This window comes from Gordonia sp. NPDC003585, from assembly GCF_040610755.1.
Taxonomy (GTDB): domain Bacteria; phylum Actinomycetota; class Actinomycetes; order Mycobacteriales; family Mycobacteriaceae; genus Gordonia.
In genome coordinates this window covers 41,380-61,597 of record NZ_JBEXMX010000027.1, presented here as the reverse complement: position 1 = coordinate 61,597, position 20,218 = coordinate 41,380, and the positions used below count along the sequence as shown (strand labels likewise).

Genomic DNA, 20,218 nt, shown 5'->3' with positions numbered 1-20,218 from the left:
CCCCACACTCTGACTGCGACCACCGACAAGCGTGAGACGTCAACGATGTCCCGACGACACGACGTCAAGCATGTCCCGAGCCCTTACACGTCACACGTCGGCAACCCACCGGTGGCGGGTGGAGCCGTCGTGCTGGTACTCCGTCTCCAACTCTTGAAAGAACTCAGTGATGTACATGCTGGAGCGATACGGGAAGTACCGAACTTCGTCGACGTTCTGGGCATCGTCGCGTCCGAGGTTGCCCACGACGAGGTTTCCAAGAGCTTCGAGGTTGCGGCGACGGAACTTCACATGGGCATTGTTGCAAGCGACGCCGACGAATGCCCACACCTCGCGCGACCCTGCGGGCGATGCCCGATCAAGACCGAGGCGTTCGACTACCAGTTCGTCGGACCATCCGGGTAGCGTGTCGCAAGGGTCGGTTCCGAACTCGGCGGCCATGCCGTCGGCGGCAGGGAGATTGCACGCCCTGGTGGTTCTCGATCAATTTCCCACGGTGTATAGCGTGGACTTGCGGCGTTGAAGGTGTGCTGCAGGAGGATTTCCATCAGTGAGTTGAGTTGCCCGACTCCTTTGAGCCCGTGGCGTCGGTATGACTCATTCGCCTCGTAGACATCTGCGCGGCACATGTGCTGATCCGCCTCAAGCGTTCCGCGGTAGAGTGAGGGCATTCTCGAAGCCACTGACGAGCGCGAGTCAGATCTGTTGCCGGAGTGTCCTGTCTGCACGTAGCTCCTTCAAGGTGGGCGCCATTCAAGTGGCTCCTCGCCGAATCCCAGGTCAGGCAACAGGCTGTTTGATCGGATTGTGGACCACTGCTCGCGTACCAGGTTGCGCGCCGAGCTGAGATCGCCGTCGTTGGAATCCTCAGAGTAGAGCGATTCTGTCGCGAACTCGGCGGCCCCGCCGGTGTAGACCTCCCAAATCGCGACGGCTAGCGCGTGTGGAGTCACTGCTCTGAACGTGCGGCTCGTGCTAAGAATTCTCGCAATGGAGATCGTGAGATCTGGATTGGCAAGTTGAAGCCGCCGGCGGTGGTAATCGATAGGAGGCGGGCCGGTGAGCAGTTCCCGGGTCTGGTTCTCGATCTGATCCAGGGTGTCGGTCCAATCGCCGCTGCGCTTGATCTGGCGGATGAGTAGTGGTGGGTAGCGCGAGAATTCGTGAGGCAGTCCTAGCGCGAAAGCGATATGGCCCCAAGGTCTCGCGGTCCCAGACCGTGCAAGGAGCATGGAAAGGACGGCGCGATCCTTCGCAGTCGTGTAGTCGCGGAATCCCGTCCAGTGAACTTGAGGTATCGACGAGAGAGGAATGTGGTTGCCCGGGATCTCGTGGGCCGTCGGATAACGGGCACACCCACTAGCAACTCGAAACGTCAGTTGTGCCGTCGGCGATAGCTTTTCGGCGAGCGGGGTGATGGCGAGGTGGCCGATAACCGCATTCGTCCGACTACGGGGCAAATCTCGGCCGTCCCTGAGAAGCCAGGTTCCTGGAGTAAGGACGCTCTGCTCTACGGCGAGCGAATGAGCCGCATGAACGTCCTCCTCGCAGAGGATGGACTTTACCTTGAGGAGTTGCTCGAGGCACGCGGCGTCAGGGTCGCTTGCTGCCTGACAGCTCATAATGGGCTTGCCCAGCGTCAGAGCCGCGTCGAAGTATTCGCGTGTACTGAACCGCTGACCGCCAAAGCTGTTCGTCGAAGGCTCTGATGCACCGCGTGCGAGTTCGAGAATCCAAACCTGAGCTTCAACGATCTCGGGGGCAACCCTACGGAACTCGACGTCGCGCAAGTCGTGGCCGCAGTATGCGTGTCGAGTTCTTGGTGTTCGGGGGCGATTGTCGCGCTGCGGACAGGCCCAGTTGGGGTCGGTGCTATTGGGCCAACTCGTGCCCGCCCACGGCGTCTCGGCACACCGAGGGCAGTTGGTAGGCATCAAGATCGCATGTTCGACACAGACGCGGTGTAGCGGCAGTGACCATGTCGAGTTCCAGTATCCTTGCTGAGCAAGGCATTCGGGACAGTAGGAAGGGTCGAGGGGCATCGATTCCGAAGACTTACCGTACCGTTCCCAGTGCGTGCGAAATGCGGAAACAGCCTCGGATATGAGTCCTGCCCGGAGGTATCGGGCTCGTTCGTCCGGTAGCCCCACCGTATCCACAATCAAATCACTGTGCTCAGCGATATGCGCAGAGACTCGTGTGGGGGACCAGGCACTCGTTGGAATCCCGAGTTCTCGGAGTAGCGCGCGTGCGGTGAGTCCGTAGCGGTGGCCGAAACGGCGCAGCCAACTCGGTGCGGTCTCATCGTCCCTGGGGGCGACGAGTATGGGAAGCCGCCGCGGGTTGTACCCGTCTGGTATCGCAATTGCGGAGGGTAGTTGCTCCGCGTCGGTTCTCTCACCTCTTGGGAGTGGTGAGCCGCTGAGCGGCATTGTCAACGACGACCTCCTCCAGGATGCTCGCAGTAATTTGCTCGGTGCCCGTCTTAATAGCCAGATAGGCGGCCCGATCGAGCAGGTTCGTCAGTGAACCGATGTGCCCTTGCGTTCGGCGGAAGAGTTCCTTGCCGAAATCGGATAGTGTCCCAGGCGTTTGCGCGGCGAGCATTAGGTGCAATTCGAGGGCGTTGAGAAGCGAGATCCAGGCGACGTTGCTGGCATCGGAGTCGGTGTTGAACGGCGCGACGCGTGCACGTGTGGCACGGCGGGCAGTCTGTGCGTACACGGCACCGTCATCGCCTCCCAGGCCCTCGTCGAAGAACTTCTTCTCTGTGAGGCGTACACCGACGTAAATGAACGTGACCGCCATTTCGTTGGCCAAGCCCTTCAGATGATTGCTTACTTCGCGACCGTGACGGTCTCGAAAGTCGATGAAGTGAAGGTCATCGATGACAATTATCTGAGTCTCGCAGCTCCGTACGCAGTCGACCGCGAGCGCACCCAAACCAGAAGTATTCGCACCAGCTACCCCCAGATGGCCATAGAAGGCGAGGATCTTTCTGTTCAGGCCCTTGAGGGTGATTCCAGCATCGAGCGGGATGAAGGCGACCGGAATACGCTGATCGCCTGCGGCGGTCTCGCTGCTGAGGCGGCGAATTGCAGTTCGATGGAACTGCCTTGCGTAGCGGATGGCGATGGTGGTCTTACCGAGACCTGGCGGGGCGTCGATCACGACCGATCCGCGGAGGCGGTCGCCATCGCGACGGTTGGACGCCATGACTTGATCGATGACAGCGAAGGCGTGCGTGAGTTGAGCTGTCTTGACAGTCGGGAGGTTGGCATTCCATACAAAGCGAGCTTCGTTGTAGTCTTCGCGCTCGTCGTCGCTGAGCGCTGCGATCTGTCCCTTCGTGAGGAGTTCCAGGCTCGCGCGCGGCGGCGAATGCACGAAGTCGTGCCAGCCCACTTTTGACGCCAGGTTGTAGCGATGCGGTTGATTGTTTCGAAGCCATAGTGCCCATGGGTTACTCATTCGTCGAATACCTCATAGCTCGAATCGTCTGCACCTTGGTACTTCTCAAACACATCGAGGTCATCGTCCAAATCCCAACCTGGAGGGCGACGTTCTGCTCTCCTCGCGAGAAGGTCGATAACTCCTGGCAGTGATGCAATCTCGTCGTCAGGTTGGCCATCGCCAGTATCGCTTGCCGTGGAACGGGTGCTGGCCAGGCGTCGTGCGAGGGCGCGGTCGCGCTTGGATTTGGTGTTGCCTTTGGACCACTCATCGAGGAGGTTGCGGACGGCGTCCTGTGGGTCGACATGCCGGTTTTCGCGGACGGCCAGAAGCTTGGTGTAGTCGGCGGCGTCCGAGGAGAAGGGCTGGTCGAGTCCACCTGCGTGCTCCCAGACCAGAGGCGACCATTTGCCAGATGAGGGGTCGCGGAAGTACACGCGTCGAACATCGCCGCTGTCTATGTGGATTGGCCATTTTCTAGCCTTCGGACCACCGAAGTTGGACTTGCTATTCCGGTAAGGGTTGAGCGCCGCGCCATCGTATCGGCGCCCATCCACTTCTATGCCATAGTGCTGGATCGTGCGCCACTCCACATTGAGAAACTCGTACGCAAGGTCCGGTGAGGACGGGATGGTGAGTCCACCGGCGCGAGCCAGGCCGATCTCGTACATTTCGAGCGGTGATAGCTCGAGGCCGGGCGTCTCAGGGAGACACAAGCCTTCGTGTTTCGACCGGTGGTACACCCGAGCTGTCCACTCGCGAATTATCGACTCAAGCTCGGCGACGTAGTAGAACGCTTGACTCTCAATGTCTTCACCGCGGTGATAGACGTCGGGTCCCTTGTAGCCCGGCAGTTGCTGAAGCAGGCCGAGCCGAATGGTCTTGAAGAAGCGTTCGACAGTTGGCTTGTCTGACGCCTTCTTTACGATCGCAGGCTGAATCGAGATTCCGAGTCGCGCACAGGCGGATCTGACATGGTGCGAGAGGTAGATCTTGCCATGGTCAACAACGATTGACTCGGGTAGGCAGCCTGGGATGCTCGGAGTGGCATCGTCTGCGGTCGGGTCGTCGCGTTCGATTGCGATCGAACTAGGCACGCCGTGAAACGGCCACGCTCCGTCGTCGACCGGTTCTTGGGGCGTCACCGACTGGTGTAACACATTGGCCACGTCGATTGCCTTGGTTGAAATCGGGGTCAGGCGCAGACCGACAATGCAGCGTGTATAGAGGTCTTGCGCCACAGTGAGTTCGACCGGCACCCAACGCAGCGTGATCGGCTCCATCGCGAACACGTCGAGGCGCGTTGTGTCGAGTACGAAGTACTCTCCGGGGCGCGTGGCGCGCAAACGGCCATACGGGGCCTCCGGCCGGTCGGCGGCGATTCGCCGTGCCTTTCCGCTGCCAAATGAATAGCGACCCTTGGAGAGCTCGTCCAGCCAGCGGTAGGCGGTCGCATTGGATGGGGTGGGCGCCAGATCGGCGCCACACCGCTCGGTCAGCAGATTGTTGGCCTGGTCGATTACTATGTTTCTGCTGGGTGTGGATTCGCGTGTGTACCGATTGAGTACGTCGAGGCACGCCTCCCGCCAGAGTGGGTCGATCGGCGAGCGCTGCTTCCTTGCTTCGACGAGGCCGGCTGGTCCTGACTCTTGATACGCCTTCACCCAGCGTTTGACGGTGCGGTCAGACATGTTGTGTGCGAGAGCGACCGTTTCGGAGCTGCGACCGATAGAGTCGCCGCTGTTGTGATGCATCTCCAGTACTGCTTCGACGACGGCGAGCCGTGCGTTGTAAGTCTCTTGCTGTTTCTTCGTAAGATTCGAAAGCAGTTGTCCGGACGTCTCGCAGGGCCTGCGAGGTGCGTCGAGCGGCTGAGAAGACCTCACGAGGTGTGGAGTGCTCACCGCTCGTGTGCCGCGATCCGATTCGACTATCGACCGACTGTCGCTGATCTCGACTATGCGGACCACGGATCCGTCGATCCACACCCGATCGCCAACAGCAAGTCGATAAGTGTTGCTCATACGGCCTCGGCTCGATGGATCAAGGTGTTGTCGCCGAATGGCCGGGTGAGATCGGCCGTGAAGGTGCCCGTCCACAGAAGCTCGAGGACGATGTGTCGAGGCCGTGCAATCCGCTCGGCTGCGAGTGTGGCTTCAGCGTGCGCGATTGAGAGCTCCTCTGGAAATCGTTCGAGCACCGTCTGGAACAGGGCCGCGCGCGACTCGCGGCGAGCCTGAGAAGCGAATCTGATGTTGTTGATCAATGCCGAGTCCTCGCCGGTCCAAACCTCATAATCGGCGGAGAGGCGCTTGGACACCACCTTGGTCCACGTGAACACGGCCTTGACCTCGTCTTTCTGCGCGATTCGTGGATTCTTGACGTCCACGACCAAATATGACCCATCAGCCCGCGTCAGTAGGAGATCGGGACAGTGGCGTCGGCCGGTACCTCTGTCGTCGCCGGTGATCCAGAAAGGTTGCGCCGTGATCCAAACGACTTCGGGATCGAAGTCGGCAAGCAAGATGCGGTCGCGTTCGAGAAGGCTTTCGTAAACCACGTGGTCGGCTGTTGTACGGGTCCAAAAAAGACCTGGATAGTGGCGTTGGCCGGCGTGGGACGGTGGCAGGCGCACTGGCTGGGCTCGGGCCATCGAGCTGATCGAGTGATCCCTGACCTGACTGATGGTCTCGTCACCGGCTTCGGTAACGAAGCGAATCTCGGTCGCACCGATCTGATCAGGCATTTTGCTATCGTGCCGCATGACAGCCCGATGAGAACGATGACACGCCTATGACAAGCCGATGAGAAAATGACACGTTCGGTGAGAAGCTACACTTCACCCACGGCATAAATCCACCGGGAACAAACATCCCGCCATCAGGGTTGAGTCGGTCAGACTGAACTTTGGAGGATGAATGTCTGACAAGACCTATTCACTGCCCGTGCTGTTCGTGCCCGACGTCGTGGTTCTGCCCGGGATGGTCGTGCCGATCCCGCTCGACGACGCTGCTCAGGCGACGATTGATGCTGCACGTGCCAGCGAGTCCGGCAAACTGCTGGTCGCGCCGCGACTGGACGACCGCTACCCGACCTACGGCGTGATCGCGTCGATCGTGCAGGTCGGGCGCATTCCCGGCGGCGGGACTGCGGCGGTGCTGAAAGGTGAGCAGCGCGCCCACATCGGGACCGGGACCACCGGCAACGGCAATGCGCTGTGGGTCGAGGTCACCGAGACCGACGATCCCACAATCACCGACGAGACCAGGGCAAAGGCGGCCGAGTACAAGAAGCTCGTGCTCGCGATGCTGCAACGACGCGAGGCCTGGCAGGTCATCGACGCCGTCAACAAGATGAGTGACCCGTCGGAGCTGGCCGATACGTCCGGCTACTCGTCGTGGCTCACCGATGTCCAGAAGCGGCAACTGCTGGAGACGCCGGACGTCGGCGAACGCCTGCAGCTGCTCATCGACTGGACCGGCGAGCACATCGCCGAGACCGAGGTGAGCGACAAGATCGCCGACGACGTGCGTAACGGCATGGAGAAGCAGCAGAAGGAGTTCCTGCTTCGGCAGCAGCTCAACGCCATTCGCAAGGAACTCGGCGAGGACGAGCCTGACGGCGCCGACGACTACCGCGGCCGCGTCGAAGCCGCCGACCTGCCCGACAATGTGCGCGAGGCCGCACTGCGCGAGATCGGCAAGCTCGAACGCGCCAGCGACCAGTCACCCGAAACCGGTTGGATCAGAACATGGTTGGACACCGTGCTCGACCTGCCGTGGAGTGTCACCACCGAGGACTCGACCGACATCAAGGGTGCCCGCGACATCCTCGACACCGACCACCACGGACTCGACGACGTGAAAGACCGCATCGTCGAATACCTGGCGGTGCGTGCGCGTCGTGCCGAGCGCGGCCTGCAGGTCGTCGGCGGACGCGGATCGGGTGCCGTGATGGTGCTCGCCGGCCCGCCCGGCGTCGGCAAGACGTCGCTCGGTGAGTCCGTCGCACGCGCGCTGGGCCGCAAGTTCGTGCGCGTCGCCCTCGGCGGCGTCCGCGACGAGGCGGAGATCCGCGGCCACCGGCGCACCTACGTCGGCGCGCTGCCCGGCCGGATCGTGCGCGCCATCGGCGAAGCGGGATCGATGAATCCTGTTGTGCTGCTGGACGAAATCGACAAGGTGGGCTCGGACTACCGGGGTGACCCGGCGGCGGCGCTGCTCGAGGTCCTCGACCCCGCGCAGAACCACACGTTCCGCGACCACTACCTCGACCTCGATCTCGACCTCTCCGACGTCCTGTTCCTCGCGACCGCCAACGTCATCGAGAACATCCCGTCGGCGTTGCTCGACCGCATGGAACTGGTGACGCTCGACGGCTACACCGAGGACGACAAGGTCGCGATCGCCCGCGACTACCTGCTGCCCCGGCAAGCCGAGAAGGCCGCGCTCGACGACGACGAGGTCACCGTGACCGACGCTGCGCTGCGCGAGATCGCCGCGAACTACACCCGGGAACCCGGTGTGCGACAGTTCGAACGGCTCCTCGCCAAGGCGCTGCGCAAGGCGGCGACCAACCTCGCGTCGGGCAAATCCCAAGCACCGGTCACGATCGACGAACCCGACCTGCGGGACTATCTGGGCCGGGCCCGGTTCACCCCGGAGTCGGCCGAACGGACCGCGGTGCCCGGTGTGGCAACGGGTTTGGCGGTCACCGGCATGGGCGGCGACGTCCTGTTCATCGAGGCCAACCGCACCGAGGGGAAGAACGGTCTGCAACTGACCGGACAACTGGGTGACGTGATGAAGGAGTCCGCGCAGATCGCGCTCTCCTACGTCCGGGCCCACGCCGATCAACTCGGCATCGACCCGAAGAACCTCGACGGCACCATCCACGTCCACGTCCCCGCGGGCGCGGTGCCCAAGGACGGTCCGAGCGCCGGTATCACGATGGTGACCGCGCTGGTGTCGATGGCCACCGGCCGCAAGGTGCGGGCCGAGGTCGGCATGACCGGCGAGGTCACGCTGAACGGCCGGGTCCTGCCCATCGGTGGGCTCAAGCAGAAACTGCTTGCCGCCCAACGCAACGGGCTGACCCAGGTGTTCATCTCGCCACGCAATGAGGCCGACCTCGACGATGTCCCGGCCGAGGTCCTCGACGCGGTGACGGTGACGCCGTTCGCCGATGTCGCCGACGTCGTCGCGGCCGCTCTCGAGCCGGCGGCCGAGGTGACCGCAGAGACAGTGAACACAGCGGCCTGATCGTCGGGCTACGGTGGGAGGGAAACCTCGGCACGTGTCAGCAAAGGAGCTTTGCATGTCCGACCTCCCACCGATCACCGACGCGGAGATGAAGACGATCATCGCGTACTCGCAGCCGTATTCGGTGGTCGTCCTGAAAGCCGGCCCCAAGTTCCACACCGACGAGGCGAAACCCCTCATTTGGGAGCACAGCCGCCGCAACTTCTCGTTGCGGGCCAGCGGCAAACTCTCGATCATCCTCGGTGCCAGCGACGACTCCGACATCCGTGGCTACGGGATCTTCGACCAAGACCCCGAAACCACCGCGAAGATCATGAACGACGACCCGGCCGTACAGGCCGGCGTCTTCGAGTTCGACGTTCACCCGGTCCGCGGCTTCCCGGGTGACGCGCTCATCCCCACGCCGGACTGAACCAGCTCAGCTCTTCGCCGAGAATCCCAGGACGCGCGCGACAGTCTCACGATTCATCGCCGCATCGAACGGCTGTGCGGTGACCAGGGTCTGCTGCTGGATGAGGCCTTCGATCACCGCGACGATCAGTTCGGCGGCACGGGTGGGGCGCTTCGGCCAGAACTCAAGCGTGATCTGATCGGCAAACCCCACGAACCGACTGCGATTGGCCACGATCAGCTCGCGCAGCGCCGGATCGAACTGCGCCTCGATCAGCAGCGCATGCCGCACCACCACGAGTCCGCGACCCTCCGTCGTCATCGCCTCGATGAACCTCACCACGCAGTCGAGGATCATCGTCTCCGACGGCCGGTGACCGCCGGCCATGGTGTCGAAGATCGGTTCGAACTCGCGCACCGCGATCTCCCGCATCCGTTCAAACGCTTCCTGGAGCGCGAGTTGCTGCAGCTTGGAACGGTTGGGTGCGTAGTAGTTGACCGAACCGGGGGGCACGCCGGCAGCGTCGTCGACGGCGCGGTGCGTGAGTGCTCTCAATCCGCCGGACGCGACGACGTCGAAGGCGGCGCTGCTGAATTGGGCACGACGATCGGGTGTCGCGTTGCCGGTAACCATGTGCGGCGCACCCCCGTCCCGTCCGCGTGACCAACCTCGCCGAATGTAGTCGCTCGTTCGCGAATGGCCTCACACGCTCACCGCGCTCAGCATGGCCAGTTTCTCGTGACTCACGGTGCCCGGGGTCGCGGTGTAGACGAGCAGGCCCTGGTTGGCGTCGGGGTCGAACAGGGTCTGGCAGAACACCTCGATCAGCCCCAGCTCGGGATGGAGCAGCCGTTTGCGCTGGTCGGTGAGCCGAACGTTCACGTCGTGCTCCTTCCACAACGACGCGAACTCGGGGCTTTCCGCGAGCAGGGCGTCGGCGATCACCGCGGCGCGGGAGTCGGGTCCCTCCGTGGTGACCGCGGCGCGCAGTCGGGCGGTGTGGGCTCGTGCGTGATGGTCGTGGTCGTCGGCAGGGAAGCGTTGTCGGGTCGCTGGGTCGGTGAACCAGCGGTAGGCGATGCTGCGTGCGACGCCCTCGAAGTGCGTCTCGTCGCCTACGAGAGCCTTCGCCGGCATGGTCTGCAGCAGCGTCTCACCGGCGCTGTTGACGACCATCGCCGGTGTGTCGGCGAGACGGTCGACGATCCGCAGCATCCCCGGCCCGACGTGGTCGGACGCCGATCGGCGTCCCGGAGCGTGCTGGCCGGCGAGCCGGAAAAGGTGGTCACGCTCATCGAGCGACAGGTGCAGCGCCCGGGCCAACGCGGTCAGCATCTGCTCTGACGGATGCGGGCCGCGTTGCTGTTCGAGGCGGCTGTAGTAGTCCGTGGACATCTGCGCGAGCAGCGCGACCTCTTCGCGACGCAATCCGCTGGTACGACGCCGACTCCCGGCGGGCAACCCTACGTCCGCAGGCGTCAGCGCCTCCCGGCGGCGTCGCAGGAACTCCGCCAAACCGGCCCGGTCGAAGTCCATGGGCCCTCCTCACGATCGACTCTGCATTCCACTCTTGCCGATCGGCCCGTACTCATCCAGGGATCGACGGTCCGTGGATGAGTGGTGCCTTGTTGCCCTCGCCGCACTGCGGTGGTGTGGAGGTCGAAAAGTTCAGTCGTCAACAAGGAGACAGATCATGCGTATCAGCGGCAACACCATCTTCATCCCGGGCGCGACCTCGGGAATCGGGCTCGGTCTCGCACTGCGCCTGCACGAGGCGGGCAATCGGGTCATCGTCGGCGGTCGACGCACAGAACTGCTGTCGCAGATCGCCGACGCGCACCCCGGCATCGAGACCGTCCGCATCGACACCGCCGACGCCGACGACGTCGTGCGGGTGTCCGCCGAGGTCCAGCGACGATTCCCGGACACCAACGTGCTGATCGCGATGGCCGGCATCATGCGCTCAGAAGATCTGCGCGACAACGACTTTCTCAGCACAGCGGTCGCGGAGGTGGAGACCAACATCCTCGGACCCCTGCGCCTGGTGGCGGCGTTCACCGAATTCCTCGCCGCACAGCCCGACGCCACGATCATCACGGTGTCCTCGGGGCTCGCGTTCACCCCGATGGTGGGCACACCCACCTACAGCGCAACCAAGGCGGCCATCCACTCCTTCACCGACAGCCTGCGAATCCAGTTGGCCGACAGCGGTATCGGTGTTCTCGAGCTCGTCCCGCCGGCCGTCCAGACCGATCTCATGCCCGGGCAGGCAGAGGCCGAATGGGCGATGCCGCTCGACGACTTCCTCGACGAGGTGATGCACCTTCTCCCGGAGGCCACCCGCGAGATCCTCGTCGAACGCGTAAAGCCGCTGCGGTTCGCCGAACTCAACGGCAACCGCGATGACCTGATGGCAGCGCTGGCGCACGTCTAGGGCATACCCTGGCCTTACCGCTCCCTGAGGTGCGAGGAGCGCTAGCCGCCGGGTTGAGGAGCGACGAGGGAGCGGAGCGACCCGACGCGTCTCGAAATCGACGAGCCTCGAAGGGCAGGTGACGCCGGCTCATGTCGGAAGGTCTCTCCGCATCGTCGAGTTCCGGTCGCTGGCTCATCGCCGCGGCCGTGCTCGGCTCGGGGGTGGCGTTCCTCGACAGCACGGTGGTCAACGTCGCACTTCCCGCCATTTCCCGCGACCTCGACACTGGACTGTCCGGGCAGCAGTGGGTGCTCGACGGCTACCTGCTGACCCTCAGCGCTCTGCTGCTGGTCGGTGGCGTGGCCGGCGATCGTTACGGTCGGCGTCGGATCTTCGTCGGCGGACTGGTGATCTTCGGGCTGGCATCCATGGCCTGCGGCCTGGCGCCGACGATCGAGGCGTTGATCGCGGCTCGCATCGTCCAGGGCGTCGGCGCGGCCGCCGTGGTACCGGGCAGCCTCGCATTGATCGACGCGGAGATTCGCGAGGAGGACCGCAGCCAAGCGATCGGCCTGTGGGCCGGCATGTCCGGTGCCACAACCGCTTTGGGCCCGTTCGTCGGTGGGTGGTTGGTCGACGCCGTGTCGTGGCGGTGGGTGTTCTATCTCAGCGTTCCACTTGCCGTCGGTGCCATCGCGATCGCGTTGAGGCACGTGCCGAAGTCAGACGGCGCCGGCACGGGAAGGCTCGACGTCGCAGGCGCTCTCGCGATGATCGTCGGGTTGAGTGGGGTGATCTATGCGCTGATCGAGTTCCCGGATCGAGGCTCGGACGCCGGTGTGATCGCCTCGGCGGCAATAGGTGTCATCGGACTGATCGGTTTCGTTGTCATCGAATCCCGGGTCGACGACCCACTGCTGCCGCTCGGGCTGTTCCGGTCTGCCCAGTTCACCGGAGCCAACCTGACAACGCTGGTCGTGTACGCGGCACTCGGCGGAGCGCTGTTCCTGCTTGCGCTGCAACTGCAGCAGAGTATGGGCTACTCGGCGCTCGAGGCCGGGGCCGCGACCACACCGAGCACCATCATCATGCTGTTCGGGTCACCACTGTCCGGCAAGGTGTCGCAGATGACGGGACCGCGACTGCCGATGACCGTCGGACCGCTCGTCGCGGCCACCGGATTGGCGCTGATGACGCGGATCGAACCCGGCGCCGGCTACTTCACTGCAGTGTTCCCGGCTGTTGTGGTGTTCGGGCTCGGTATGACCATCACGGTTGCGCCCTTGACCTCCGCGGCGCTGGGCGCGGTCGACGACGCACATGCAGGCACCGCGTCGGGCGTCAACAATGCCGTCGCGCGTCTCGCTGGACTGCTCGCGGTCGCGATCCTGCCGGTCGTCGCCGGTATCGACAGCGGTCCCGGTCAGCCGCTCGGGTCGGGATTCCACACCGCGATGATCATCTCCGCGATCTGCTGTGCCCTCGGTGGCATCGTCGCCGCCGCGACCATCCGATCCGGGGCACCGGTGACACCGCACGTCCAACCGGCAATGAATCACGCATGCCAGCCGCCGGAGCGACTCACTTCTTGAGCCGACGACTCCCTGCGTGCCAGTCCTCTTGGACACCCACATCGGCATCGGTGACTCCGAATGCACGGAGTTGAGGCTTCTCGCGCAGGCTGCGTTTCAGTTCAGCGAACCCGGGAAAGCTCGCGAGGCCGATGACGTGGTCCCACAGGGCGACTGCGTCGTCGTCGCTGGGCAGCCGGCTGATGACCGGGCCGAAGAATGCCACGCCGTCCGGCGGCTGGAAATGGATGATCGGTGTGCCCACGTCCCGTCCGGTGAGGGACAGCGCTTCGTCCGTCTCGGCTTGTATCTCGGCATCCCACGACGAGTCATCAAGCGCGTCAATGTGTTCGGGCGGCAGTCCGAGTTCGGCGAGGATCGGTTCCAGGAATTCGGCCGTGCCGCGGTGATCGCGCTCGCCCACCATGTAGGTTCCGGTGTGCGAGTCGAAGATTCGGGTCCCGAAAGCGGTGTAGAGCGGGCCGATGGCGTCGCGCCCGTGTTCGCGTCGGACACTTGCCGCCGCCCGCAGGAGCTTCAAACCGGCCCAGTGCCCGGCCTCGTACTCGGGCGGGAAGTGCGCGTCGTAGTCGATGTGCGCGTTGAGAAGTCGCAGCGAGATGAATCGCCAGTCCACCGCATAGTCGCGTTGCGCCTGCACCTTGCGCACCCACTTGCTGGTCATCCAGGCAAACGGGCAGACCGGATCGAAGTAGAAGCGGATGTCGGCGTCGCTCACGGATCACCTCTCGATCAGTATGATTTTGGGTCCGGAATCCGGCCCCAAAATCATACTGATCGCGTGGACCTCAGACGAGGCCGAGTGAGTGCAGGATTTGATAGACCTGGTACAGGCCGACGATTGTTTCAACTGATCCCATGATGTCCCCCGACATATAGTGCGATTCTTACGTGTCATCGAATCTGATCACGACGACAAGGCTGACCTTAAGCCCGCGAATCGTGTTCTGCGAGTGGAAGTGACAGCACACACAGTGGGCTGAACCGGTGGTCCGCACCGCTTTTCGGCCCCGGCACCTGGCGGGCTCGGTCGCCCAAGCCGTCGCGCCGCAGACGCGAGCCTCACATTTGCCCAGTTCGCAGCGTCGGTCACCGGACTCTGTCGGATCAGCGTCCCGACCGCCGACGTCGTCGGCGGTCGTGGCGGCGGGAAGAGCGTGGTCGCCGAGCGCGAGGGCAATGACACCCACCGGGAGGCGTCCGAAACGGGCCTCCTCAGTGCCCGCCGAGGCATATTGCCCTCGGCGACACCTCACGGCGACCGCTTCAGACGCCAACTCCCGGAGTCGAGCCGGCCCAACGACCCGAACGCACCGCGACCCGTCGGATGTCTGTACCCCTCAGCCCGGCCAAGGGCACTATGTGCTTGGCAAGCCTCCCAGGTACAGATTTCCGCAGCTCAGCGGAGGCGGTCACCCTAACTCTTCGAGTCGGCGACCCATCCGCCGACATCGTCGGTGTTTGCAACGCCGAGCAGAACCGACCCTGACCAGCGATTACTCACATTGAGCGTATCGCGCTCAACTTTTTCGGGATTCCGGGAATGATCCCGGCCATGTCCCGGTTGAACAAATCGAGAAACCTGAGTCGTGTAGGCTCAACCCAGGTTGACTCCGGCTGTGTCCTCCAGTAGGACATGAGTCGGATGCACTGAAGTTCGGGTTTCGAACAACGTACTTGGGTGCACACCCACGAACTAGGAGGAAGCAACAAGATGTCCCGTGCTGTTGGAATCGACCTCGGCACCACCAACTCCGTGGTCGCGGTGCTCGAAGGTGGAGAGCCGGCCGTCATCGCCAATGCCGAAGGCTCCCGGACCACCCCGTCGGTGGTCGCCTTCGCGCGTAACGGCGAGGTGCTGGTCGGTCAGCCCGCAAAGAATCAGGCGGTCACCAATGTCGACCGCACCATCCGTTCGGTCAAGCGCCACATGGGCGAAGGTGACTGGACCGTCGACATCGACGACAAGAAGTACACCCCGCAGGAGATCAGCGCGCGCACGCTCATGAAGCTCAAGCGCGACGCCGAGTCGTACCTGGGTGAAGACGTCTCCGACGCCGTCATCACGGTGCCCGCATACTTCAACGACGCCCAGCGCCAGGCAACCAAGGAAGCCGGCCAGATCGCCGGCCTCAACGTCCTGCGCATCGTCAACGAGCCCACCGCCGCAGCCCTGGCCTATGGACTCGACAAGGGTGAGAAGGAACAGACCATCCTGGTCTTCGACCTCGGTGGCGGAACGTTCGACGTCTCGCTGCTCGAGATCGGCGACGGCGTGGTCGAGGTCCGCGCGACCTCCGGTGACAACCACCTCGGTGGTGACGACTGGGATCAGCGCGTCGTCGACTGGCTCGTCGAGAAGTTCAAGAGCTCCAGCGGCATCGATCTGACCAAGGACAAGATGGCCATGCAGCGTCTACGCGAGGCTGCCGAGAAGGCCAAGATCGAACTGTCGTCCTCGCAGTCGACGTCGATCAACCTGCCCTACATCACCGTCGACGCCGACAAGAATCCGCTGTTCCTCGACGAGCAGCTGAGCCGCAGCGAGTTCCAGAAGATCACCAGCGACCTGCTCGAGCGCACTCGCGCACCGTTCCAGGCGGTCATCAAGGACGCCGGCATCTCCGTCGGCGACATCGACCACGTGGTCATGGTCGGTGGCTCGACCCGTATGCCGGCAGTCACCGAGCTGGTCAAAGAACTGACCGGCGGCCGGGAGCCCAACAAGGGCGTCAACCCGGACGAGGTCGTCGCCGTGGGCGCCGCCCTGCAGGCCGGTGTGCTGCGCGGTGAGGTCAAGGACGTGCTGCTGCTCGACGTCACTCCGCTCTCCCTCGGTATCGAGACCAAGGGCGGCGTCATGCACAAGCTGATCGAGCGCAACACCACCATCCCGACCAAGCGGTCGGAGACCTACACCACGGCCGAGGACAACCAGCCGTCGGTGCAGATCCAGGTGTATCAGGGTGAGCGCGAGATCGCTTCGCACAACAAGCTTCTCGGCTCCTTCGAGCTCGGTGGCATCGCCCCCGCGCCGCAGGGTGTCCCGCAGATCGAGGTGACCTTCGACATCGACGCCAACGGCATCGTGCACGTCACCGCGAAGGACAAGGGCACCGGCAAGGAGAACTCCATCCGCATCCAGGACGGCTCGGGCCTGAGCAAGGACGAGATCGACCGGATGATCAAGGATGCCGAGGCGCATGCCGACGAGGATCGCAAGCGGCGTGAAGAGGCCGAGACCCGCAATCAGGCGGAGTCGCTGGTCAACCACACCGAGAAGTTCCTCAAGGACAACGAGGACAAGGTTCCCGCCGACGTCAAGGAGAAGGTCGAATCGGCCATCTCCAACGCGCAGGAGGCACTGAAGGGCACCGATTCGACCGCCATCAAGAACGCGATCGAGAAGCTGTCCGAGGAGTCGCAGGCTCTCGGCCAGGCCATCTACGCCAACACCGCCGAGTCGCCCAACGGTGACGCACCGGCCGGTGACGCCGCAGATGCCGACGCCGACGTCGTGGACGCCGAGGTCGTCGACGAGGAGAAGAAGTGACCCAGAGCGAGTCCTCGCCCGACACCGGGTTCGACCCGACCGAAGCCGAACTCGGCGGGGTCGAACCCGAGCGCGAGGGCGACATGCCCATCACCGTCACCGACAAGCGGGTCATCGACCCGGACACGGGGGAGGTTCGCCCGGGTGCACACCCGGCGGCCGAACCCAACGCGGCCGACGAGCGGGTGGCAGAACTGACCGCGGACCTGCAACGGGAACGCGCTCAGTTCGCCAACTTCAAGCGGCGTGCGGCGGAGGAGAAGCAGGGGTCGGTTGCCTACGGCAAGCAGATCCTGATCGACAAACTGCTCCCCGTCCTCGACGACCTCGACCGTGCACGTGAGCACGGCGATCTCGAGAGTGGTCCGTTGCGTGCGGTCGCCGACAAGCTCGTCGGTGCCCTCACCGCGGAGGGTCTCGCCCGCTTCGGTGAACCCGGCGACGAGTTCAACCCGGAACTGCATGAGGCCGTCCAGCACGACGGCGACGGTGCGCACCCGGTACTCGGGGCCGTGTACCGCTGCGGTTACCGGCTGGGTGACAAGGTGATCCGCACCGCGATGGTCACGGTCACCGATCCGGCAGAAACCGCCGCACCCTGAGGGTCAACGTTCCCTGAGGTGCGAGGAGCGCTAGCGACGAGCCTCGAAGGGCTTGGTGAGACAATGTCGCCAGCCCCTTCGAGGCTCGCAGGCTCGCACCTCAGGGAGCGGGGCTTACGGCTCAGAAAGTGGATTGCTTCACAATTTCATTGACAGACCAGACAACAGAACATCAAAGGAGGTGACGTCTGGTGGCTCCACAACGCGAATGGTTGGAACACGACTTCTACCAGGACCTCGGCGTTGCTTCTGACGCTTCGGCCGACGAGATCAAGAAGGCTTATCGGAAGCTCGCCCGCGAGCTGCATCCGGACGCCAACCCGGGGGACAGCGCGGCCGAGGAACGCTTCAAGCGCGTATCCGAGGCCCACAGCGTGCTCTCCGATCCCGCGAAGCGTAAGGAGTACGACGAGACCCGCGCCATGTTCGCGGGCGGTCGATTCCGCGGCGGCGGCAACGGTTTTCCGGGCGGCTTCGGCGGGGGCACAAACTACAACACGTCGGGCGGCGGGGCCGACTTCAACATCGGCGACCTGTTCGGCAGCGGTGCCGAGGCTGGTGGTGGCTCCGGCGGATTCAGCGACCTTTTCGAGGGCCTGTTCAACCGTGGCGGCGGCGGTCAGCGAACCTCGACCGCAAGCCGGCCGCGACGCGGCAACGACCTCGAAACCGAGACGTCGCTGTCGTTCAAGGACGCAGCACTCGGTACCACCGTCCAGCTTCGGGTGACCAGCCCATCGCCGTGCACCACGTGTCACGGCAGTGGCGCCAAGCCGGGCACCAGCCCGCGAGTGTGCCCGAGCTGCAACGGTTCCGGGTTCATCAGCCGCAACCAGGGCGCGTTCGGATTCAGCGAACCCTGCCAGGATTGTCAGGGCACCGGAAGCCGCATCGACGATCCGTGCACCGACTGCGACGGCAGCGGCGTCAAGGTCCGCGCCCGCACGATCAACGTCCGCATTCCCGCGGGAGTCGAAGACGGGCAACGCATCCGGCTTGCCGGACAGGGTGAGGCCGGACGACGCGGCGCGCCGTCGGGCGACCTCTACGTGGTCGTCCACGTGACCGCCGACAAGGTGTTCACGCGCAGTGGCAACGACCTCAAGGTGCAGTTGCCGGTGAGCATCTCCGAACTCGTGCTCGGGGCGACGGTGTCGGTGCCGACCCTCGAGGGGTCGGTCGGGGTCAAGATCCCGGCCAACACCACCGACGGCCGCACGCTGCGAGTGCGTGGTCGGGGCGTGCCGAAGCGTTCGGGTGGGGCAGGCGATCTGCTGGTGACCGTCAAGGTCGCGGTGCCGCCCAAGCTCGACGACGACGCCACCGAGGCCATGCGCCGCTATGCCGAGGCCGAACGCGCGAGCGGATTCGATCCGCGCGCCGGGTGGGGGCGATGATGATGGCGTCCCGTGACTTCGACGAGTCGGCGACGTTCCTGATCTCCGTGGCCGCCGAGCTGGCCGGTATGCATGCGCAGACCCTGCGCACATACGACCGGCTCGGCCTGGTCACCCCCCAACGCACGAGCGGCGGCGGCCGGCGCTACTCCACCCGCGACGTCGAACTGCTGCGCGAGATCCAGCGACTCTCCCAGGAGGAGGGTGTCAACCTCGCCGGCATCAAACGGATCATCGATCTGGAGAATCAGGTCGATGCGCTGAGCCAGCGGGTGCGTGAACTCGGCGACGAACTGCAGCAGGCCCGCGGCCGACGCGGCGGCGAACTCGTCCCGGTGCCGCGCACCAGCGCGCTGGTGGTGTGGCAGCCGCGTAACAGGCGTCCCAAGAGTTAACCCCGATCGGCCCCGGCAGCCGAGGACCCGGGACCTGCCGTTATCCTGTCTGGTCAAGGATCGACGTGAGAGGTAGTGCCCGGTGGCCGAGATGACCGATACCGTGCTCGGTATCTCCGTCGTCGACGACCAGATCGCCTCTGTCGTCCGCGACGGGGACGGCCGTGTCGTCGCCAGCAACCTCGTCGACCTGCCGGATTCGGCGACGTCGTCGCAGGTGGAGTCGGCGATCGAAGAACTCGTGACCTCGGTCCCGATGGACTTCCAGCACATCGGTCTCGCGGTCGCCGACGACTCCCTGCGCGAGCATCTCAACAGCGCATTCGCTCCGACCGCCGGCACTCCCGACTGGCACTCGAAGATCGGGGTGACCGATTTCCCGACCGCCCTGGCGGAGGTCGCCCGAGCGCAGGCGACGCGTCCCGGCGTGGTCGCGGTGGTCGACCTCGGAACCAACGCCGCCCCCTCGGTCGGGGCCACCACGGTCACCGTCGACGTCGCGACCGGACGTCTCGTCGGGGTCGGGCAATTCGATCGAGGTGAGTGCGGACCGGTCACCGAGCATGAGGGTGCCTCCGCGTTGGCCGACGCCATCACCGAGATGCCCGGCGGCGACAAGCTCACCTCGGTGATCTGCACCGGACCTGGTGCCGAGACCCCGGGCGTCGCGCCCGCCTTCGAGTACGCCGTCCAGCGTCCCGTGACGATCGCCGACCAGCCTTCCCTCGCGTCGGCCATCAGTTCCGCCGAGTTGGCCCGCGTCGCCGAGGCGCCGACGATGCTGACCAGATCGGCGCCCGCATCGTCGGGTAAACGCTGGTGGTTCATCGGCGCCGCAATCGGCGCTGCGATCGTCCTGGGCGCCCTTGCCATCACCGCGGTGCTCGCCGCCGACGGAGAACTCCGCGAGACCAGTCCGAGCACCATCACCTCCACCGTCACCACCCCCGGACCGGGCAGGACGGTGACCAAGACCGAGGCCGCCGACACCGTCGTCGAGACGGAAACCCGGACCGTCACCCAGACCACCACACCGCGGCCCGTCACCCGGACGAGGACGATCACCGAGACACCACCCGCGGAGACGACGACGGAGACGGAGACCGTCACCGAGACGGTCAACCCCAACCCCTACGACCCCAACGCCCAGAACTGAGA

General features: G+C 64.4%; 17 protein-coding genes and 1 pseudogene. 10 read left to right on the top strand and 8 right to left on the bottom strand.

The genetic code is table 11. The features are described 5' to 3' along the window. A partial coding sequence (locus ABZW74_RS09875; protein WP_279941196.1) for a hypothetical protein occupies nt 1-405 on the top strand: 405 nt, incomplete at its 5' end. 332 nt (nt 406-737) lie between these two features. On the opposite strand, the gene ABZW74_RS09870 is transcribed toward ABZW74_RS09875, so the two are convergent. The 5 genes and pseudogenes from ABZW74_RS09870 to ABZW74_RS09850 all read right to left on the bottom strand — a co-directional run bounded on the left by ABZW74_RS09870 (nt 738) and on the right by ABZW74_RS09850 (nt 6,199). After that, the gene (locus tag ABZW74_RS09870; protein WP_020169780.1) at nt 738-1,790 is read right to left on the bottom strand and encodes a hypothetical protein; all 1,053 of its coding nucleotides are present in this window, start codon (nt 1,788-1,790) and stop codon (nt 738-740) included. Between the two features lie 159 nt (nt 1,791-1,949). Further along, nucleotides 1,950-2,432, bottom strand: a pseudogene (locus tag ABZW74_RS09865) (TniQ family protein); the annotation flags it as partial. Beyond that, on the bottom strand, nt 2,398-3,471 hold the full coding sequence (locus ABZW74_RS09860; RefSeq protein WP_006369929.1) for an ATP-binding protein: 1,074 nt from the start codon (nt 3,469-3,471) through the stop codon (nt 2,398-2,400). The pseudogene ABZW74_RS09865 and the gene ABZW74_RS09860, both read right to left, overlap by 35 nt. After that, nucleotides 3,468-5,477 (bottom strand): helix-turn-helix domain-containing protein, encoded by a 2,010-nt coding sequence (locus ABZW74_RS09855; RefSeq protein ID WP_079931101.1) that lies wholly within the window; start codon nt 5,475-5,477, stop codon nt 3,468-3,470. The genes ABZW74_RS09860 and ABZW74_RS09855 overlap by 4 nt, the downstream gene beginning before the upstream one ends. Continuing rightward, the gene (locus ABZW74_RS09850; RefSeq protein ID WP_006369927.1) at nt 5,474-6,199 is read right to left on the bottom strand and encodes a TnsA-like heteromeric transposase endonuclease subunit; all 726 of its coding nucleotides are present in this window, start codon (nt 6,197-6,199) and stop codon (nt 5,474-5,476) included. Before ABZW74_RS09850 ends, ABZW74_RS09855 begins: the two co-directional genes overlap by 4 nt. Before the next feature lie 172 nt (nt 6,200-6,371). Between ABZW74_RS09850 and lon the strand changes: the two genes are divergently transcribed. Continuing rightward, nucleotides 6,372-8,714, top strand: coding sequence for an endopeptidase La (lon, locus tag ABZW74_RS09845; RefSeq protein ID WP_355275925.1), 2,343 nt, complete (start codon nt 6,372-6,374; stop codon nt 8,712-8,714). 55 nt (nt 8,715-8,769) lie between these two features. After that, nucleotides 8,770-9,126: a hypothetical protein gene (locus ABZW74_RS09840; protein ID WP_240857802.1), complete on the top strand. Its 357-nt coding sequence runs from the start codon at nt 8,770-8,772 to the stop codon at nt 9,124-9,126. A gap of 6 nt (nt 9,127-9,132) precedes the next feature. Here ABZW74_RS09840 and ABZW74_RS09835 read toward each other — a convergent pair whose 3' ends face one another. Then, entirely contained in the window at nt 9,133-9,738 is a 606-nt protein-coding gene (locus ABZW74_RS09835; protein WP_355275923.1) for a hypothetical protein, read from the bottom strand. A gap of 69 nt (nt 9,739-9,807) precedes the next feature. Beyond that, nucleotides 9,808-10,641 carry a helix-turn-helix transcriptional regulator gene (locus tag ABZW74_RS09830; RefSeq protein ID WP_240857800.1) on the bottom strand — a complete coding sequence of 278 codons (834 nt, stop codon included), beginning with the start codon at nt 10,639-10,641 and terminating at the stop codon, nt 9,808-9,810. 157 nt (nt 10,642-10,798) lie between these two features. Here ABZW74_RS09830 and ABZW74_RS09825 point away from each other — a divergent pair, with 157 nt between their 5' ends. Together ABZW74_RS09825 and ABZW74_RS09820 are read left to right on the top strand one after the other, a co-directional pair. Continuing rightward, a complete protein-coding gene (locus ABZW74_RS09825; RefSeq protein WP_240857799.1) occupies nt 10,799-11,539 on the top strand; it encodes an SDR family NAD(P)-dependent oxidoreductase in 741 nt (246 codons plus the stop codon). A gap of 131 nt (nt 11,540-11,670) precedes the next feature. After that, nucleotides 11,671-13,113 (top strand): MFS transporter, encoded by a 1,443-nt coding sequence (locus ABZW74_RS09820; protein ID WP_355275920.1) that lies wholly within the window; start codon nt 11,671-11,673, stop codon nt 13,111-13,113. Here ABZW74_RS09820 and ABZW74_RS09815 read toward each other — a convergent pair. Next, nucleotides 13,103-13,831, bottom strand: coding sequence for a hypothetical protein (locus tag ABZW74_RS09815; RefSeq protein ID WP_355275918.1), 729 nt, complete (start codon nt 13,829-13,831; stop codon nt 13,103-13,105). The two genes, ABZW74_RS09820 and ABZW74_RS09815, sit on opposite strands and share 11 nt — an antisense overlap. A 996-nt stretch (nt 13,832-14,827) precedes the next feature. Here ABZW74_RS09815 and dnaK point away from each other — a divergent pair. The 5 genes from dnaK to ABZW74_RS09790 all read left to right on the top strand — a co-directional run bounded on the left by dnaK (nt 14,828) and on the right by ABZW74_RS09790 (nt 20,216). Beyond that, the gene (gene dnaK, locus ABZW74_RS09810) at nt 14,828-16,666 is read left to right on the top strand and encodes a molecular chaperone DnaK (protein WP_240857796.1); all 1,839 of its coding nucleotides are present in this window, start codon (nt 14,828-14,830) and stop codon (nt 16,664-16,666) included. Next, entirely contained in the window at nt 16,663-17,268 is a 606-nt protein-coding gene (grpE, locus tag ABZW74_RS09805; RefSeq protein ID WP_355275916.1) for a nucleotide exchange factor GrpE, read from the top strand. Before dnaK ends, grpE begins: the two co-directional genes overlap by 4 nt. Before the next feature lie 191 nt (nt 17,269-17,459). Beyond that, complete coding sequence (gene dnaJ, locus ABZW74_RS09800; protein ID WP_355275914.1) at nt 17,460-18,665, top strand: molecular chaperone DnaJ; 1,206 nt, start codon at nt 17,460-17,462, stop codon at nt 18,663-18,665. Next, nucleotides 18,665-19,060 (top strand): helix-turn-helix transcriptional regulator, encoded by a 396-nt coding sequence (locus ABZW74_RS09795; protein WP_355275931.1) that lies wholly within the window; start codon nt 18,665-18,667, stop codon nt 19,058-19,060. Before dnaJ ends, ABZW74_RS09795 begins: the two co-directional genes overlap by 1 nt. Before the next feature lie 91 nt (nt 19,061-19,151). Next, complete coding sequence (locus tag ABZW74_RS09790; RefSeq protein WP_355275912.1) at nt 19,152-20,216, top strand: hypothetical protein; 1,065 nt, start codon at nt 19,152-19,154, stop codon at nt 20,214-20,216. Nucleotides 20,217-20,218 lie beyond the last annotated feature (2 nt).

Coding starts and splice junctions, on each gene's coding strand:
- ABZW74_RS09840 (WP_240857802.1), top strand. CDS start 8,770: ATGTCCGACCTCCCACCGATCACCGACGCGGAGATGAAGACGATCATC.
- ABZW74_RS09860 (WP_006369929.1), bottom strand. CDS start 3,471: ATGAGTAACCCATGGGCACTATGGCTTCGAAACAATCAACCGCATCGC.
- ABZW74_RS09830 (WP_240857800.1), bottom strand. CDS start 10,641: ATGGACTTCGACCGGGCCGGTTTGGCGGAGTTCCTGCGACGCCGCCGG.
- ABZW74_RS09820 (WP_355275920.1), top strand. CDS start 11,671: ATGTCGGAAGGTCTCTCCGCATCGTCGAGTTCCGGTCGCTGGCTCATC.
- ABZW74_RS09855 (WP_079931101.1), bottom strand. CDS start 5,477: ATGAGCAACACTTATCGACTTGCTGTTGGCGATCGGGTGTGGATCGAC.
- ABZW74_RS09790 (WP_355275912.1), top strand. CDS start 19,152: ATGACCGATACCGTGCTCGGTATCTCCGTCGTCGACGACCAGATCGCC.
- ABZW74_RS09795 (WP_355275931.1), top strand. CDS start 18,665: ATGATGGCGTCCCGTGACTTCGACGAGTCGGCGACGTTCCTGATCTCC.
- ABZW74_RS09850 (WP_006369927.1), bottom strand. CDS start 6,199: ATGCCTGATCAGATCGGTGCGACCGAGATTCGCTTCGTTACCGAAGCC.
- lon (WP_355275925.1), top strand. CDS start 6,372: ATGTCTGACAAGACCTATTCACTGCCCGTGCTGTTCGTGCCCGACGTC.
- ABZW74_RS09835 (WP_355275923.1), bottom strand. CDS start 9,738: ATGGTTACCGGCAACGCGACACCCGATCGTCGTGCCCAATTCAGCAGC.
- dnaK (WP_240857796.1), top strand. CDS start 14,828: ATGTCCCGTGCTGTTGGAATCGACCTCGGCACCACCAACTCCGTGGTC.
- ABZW74_RS09825 (WP_240857799.1), top strand. CDS start 10,799: ATGCGTATCAGCGGCAACACCATCTTCATCCCGGGCGCGACCTCGGGA.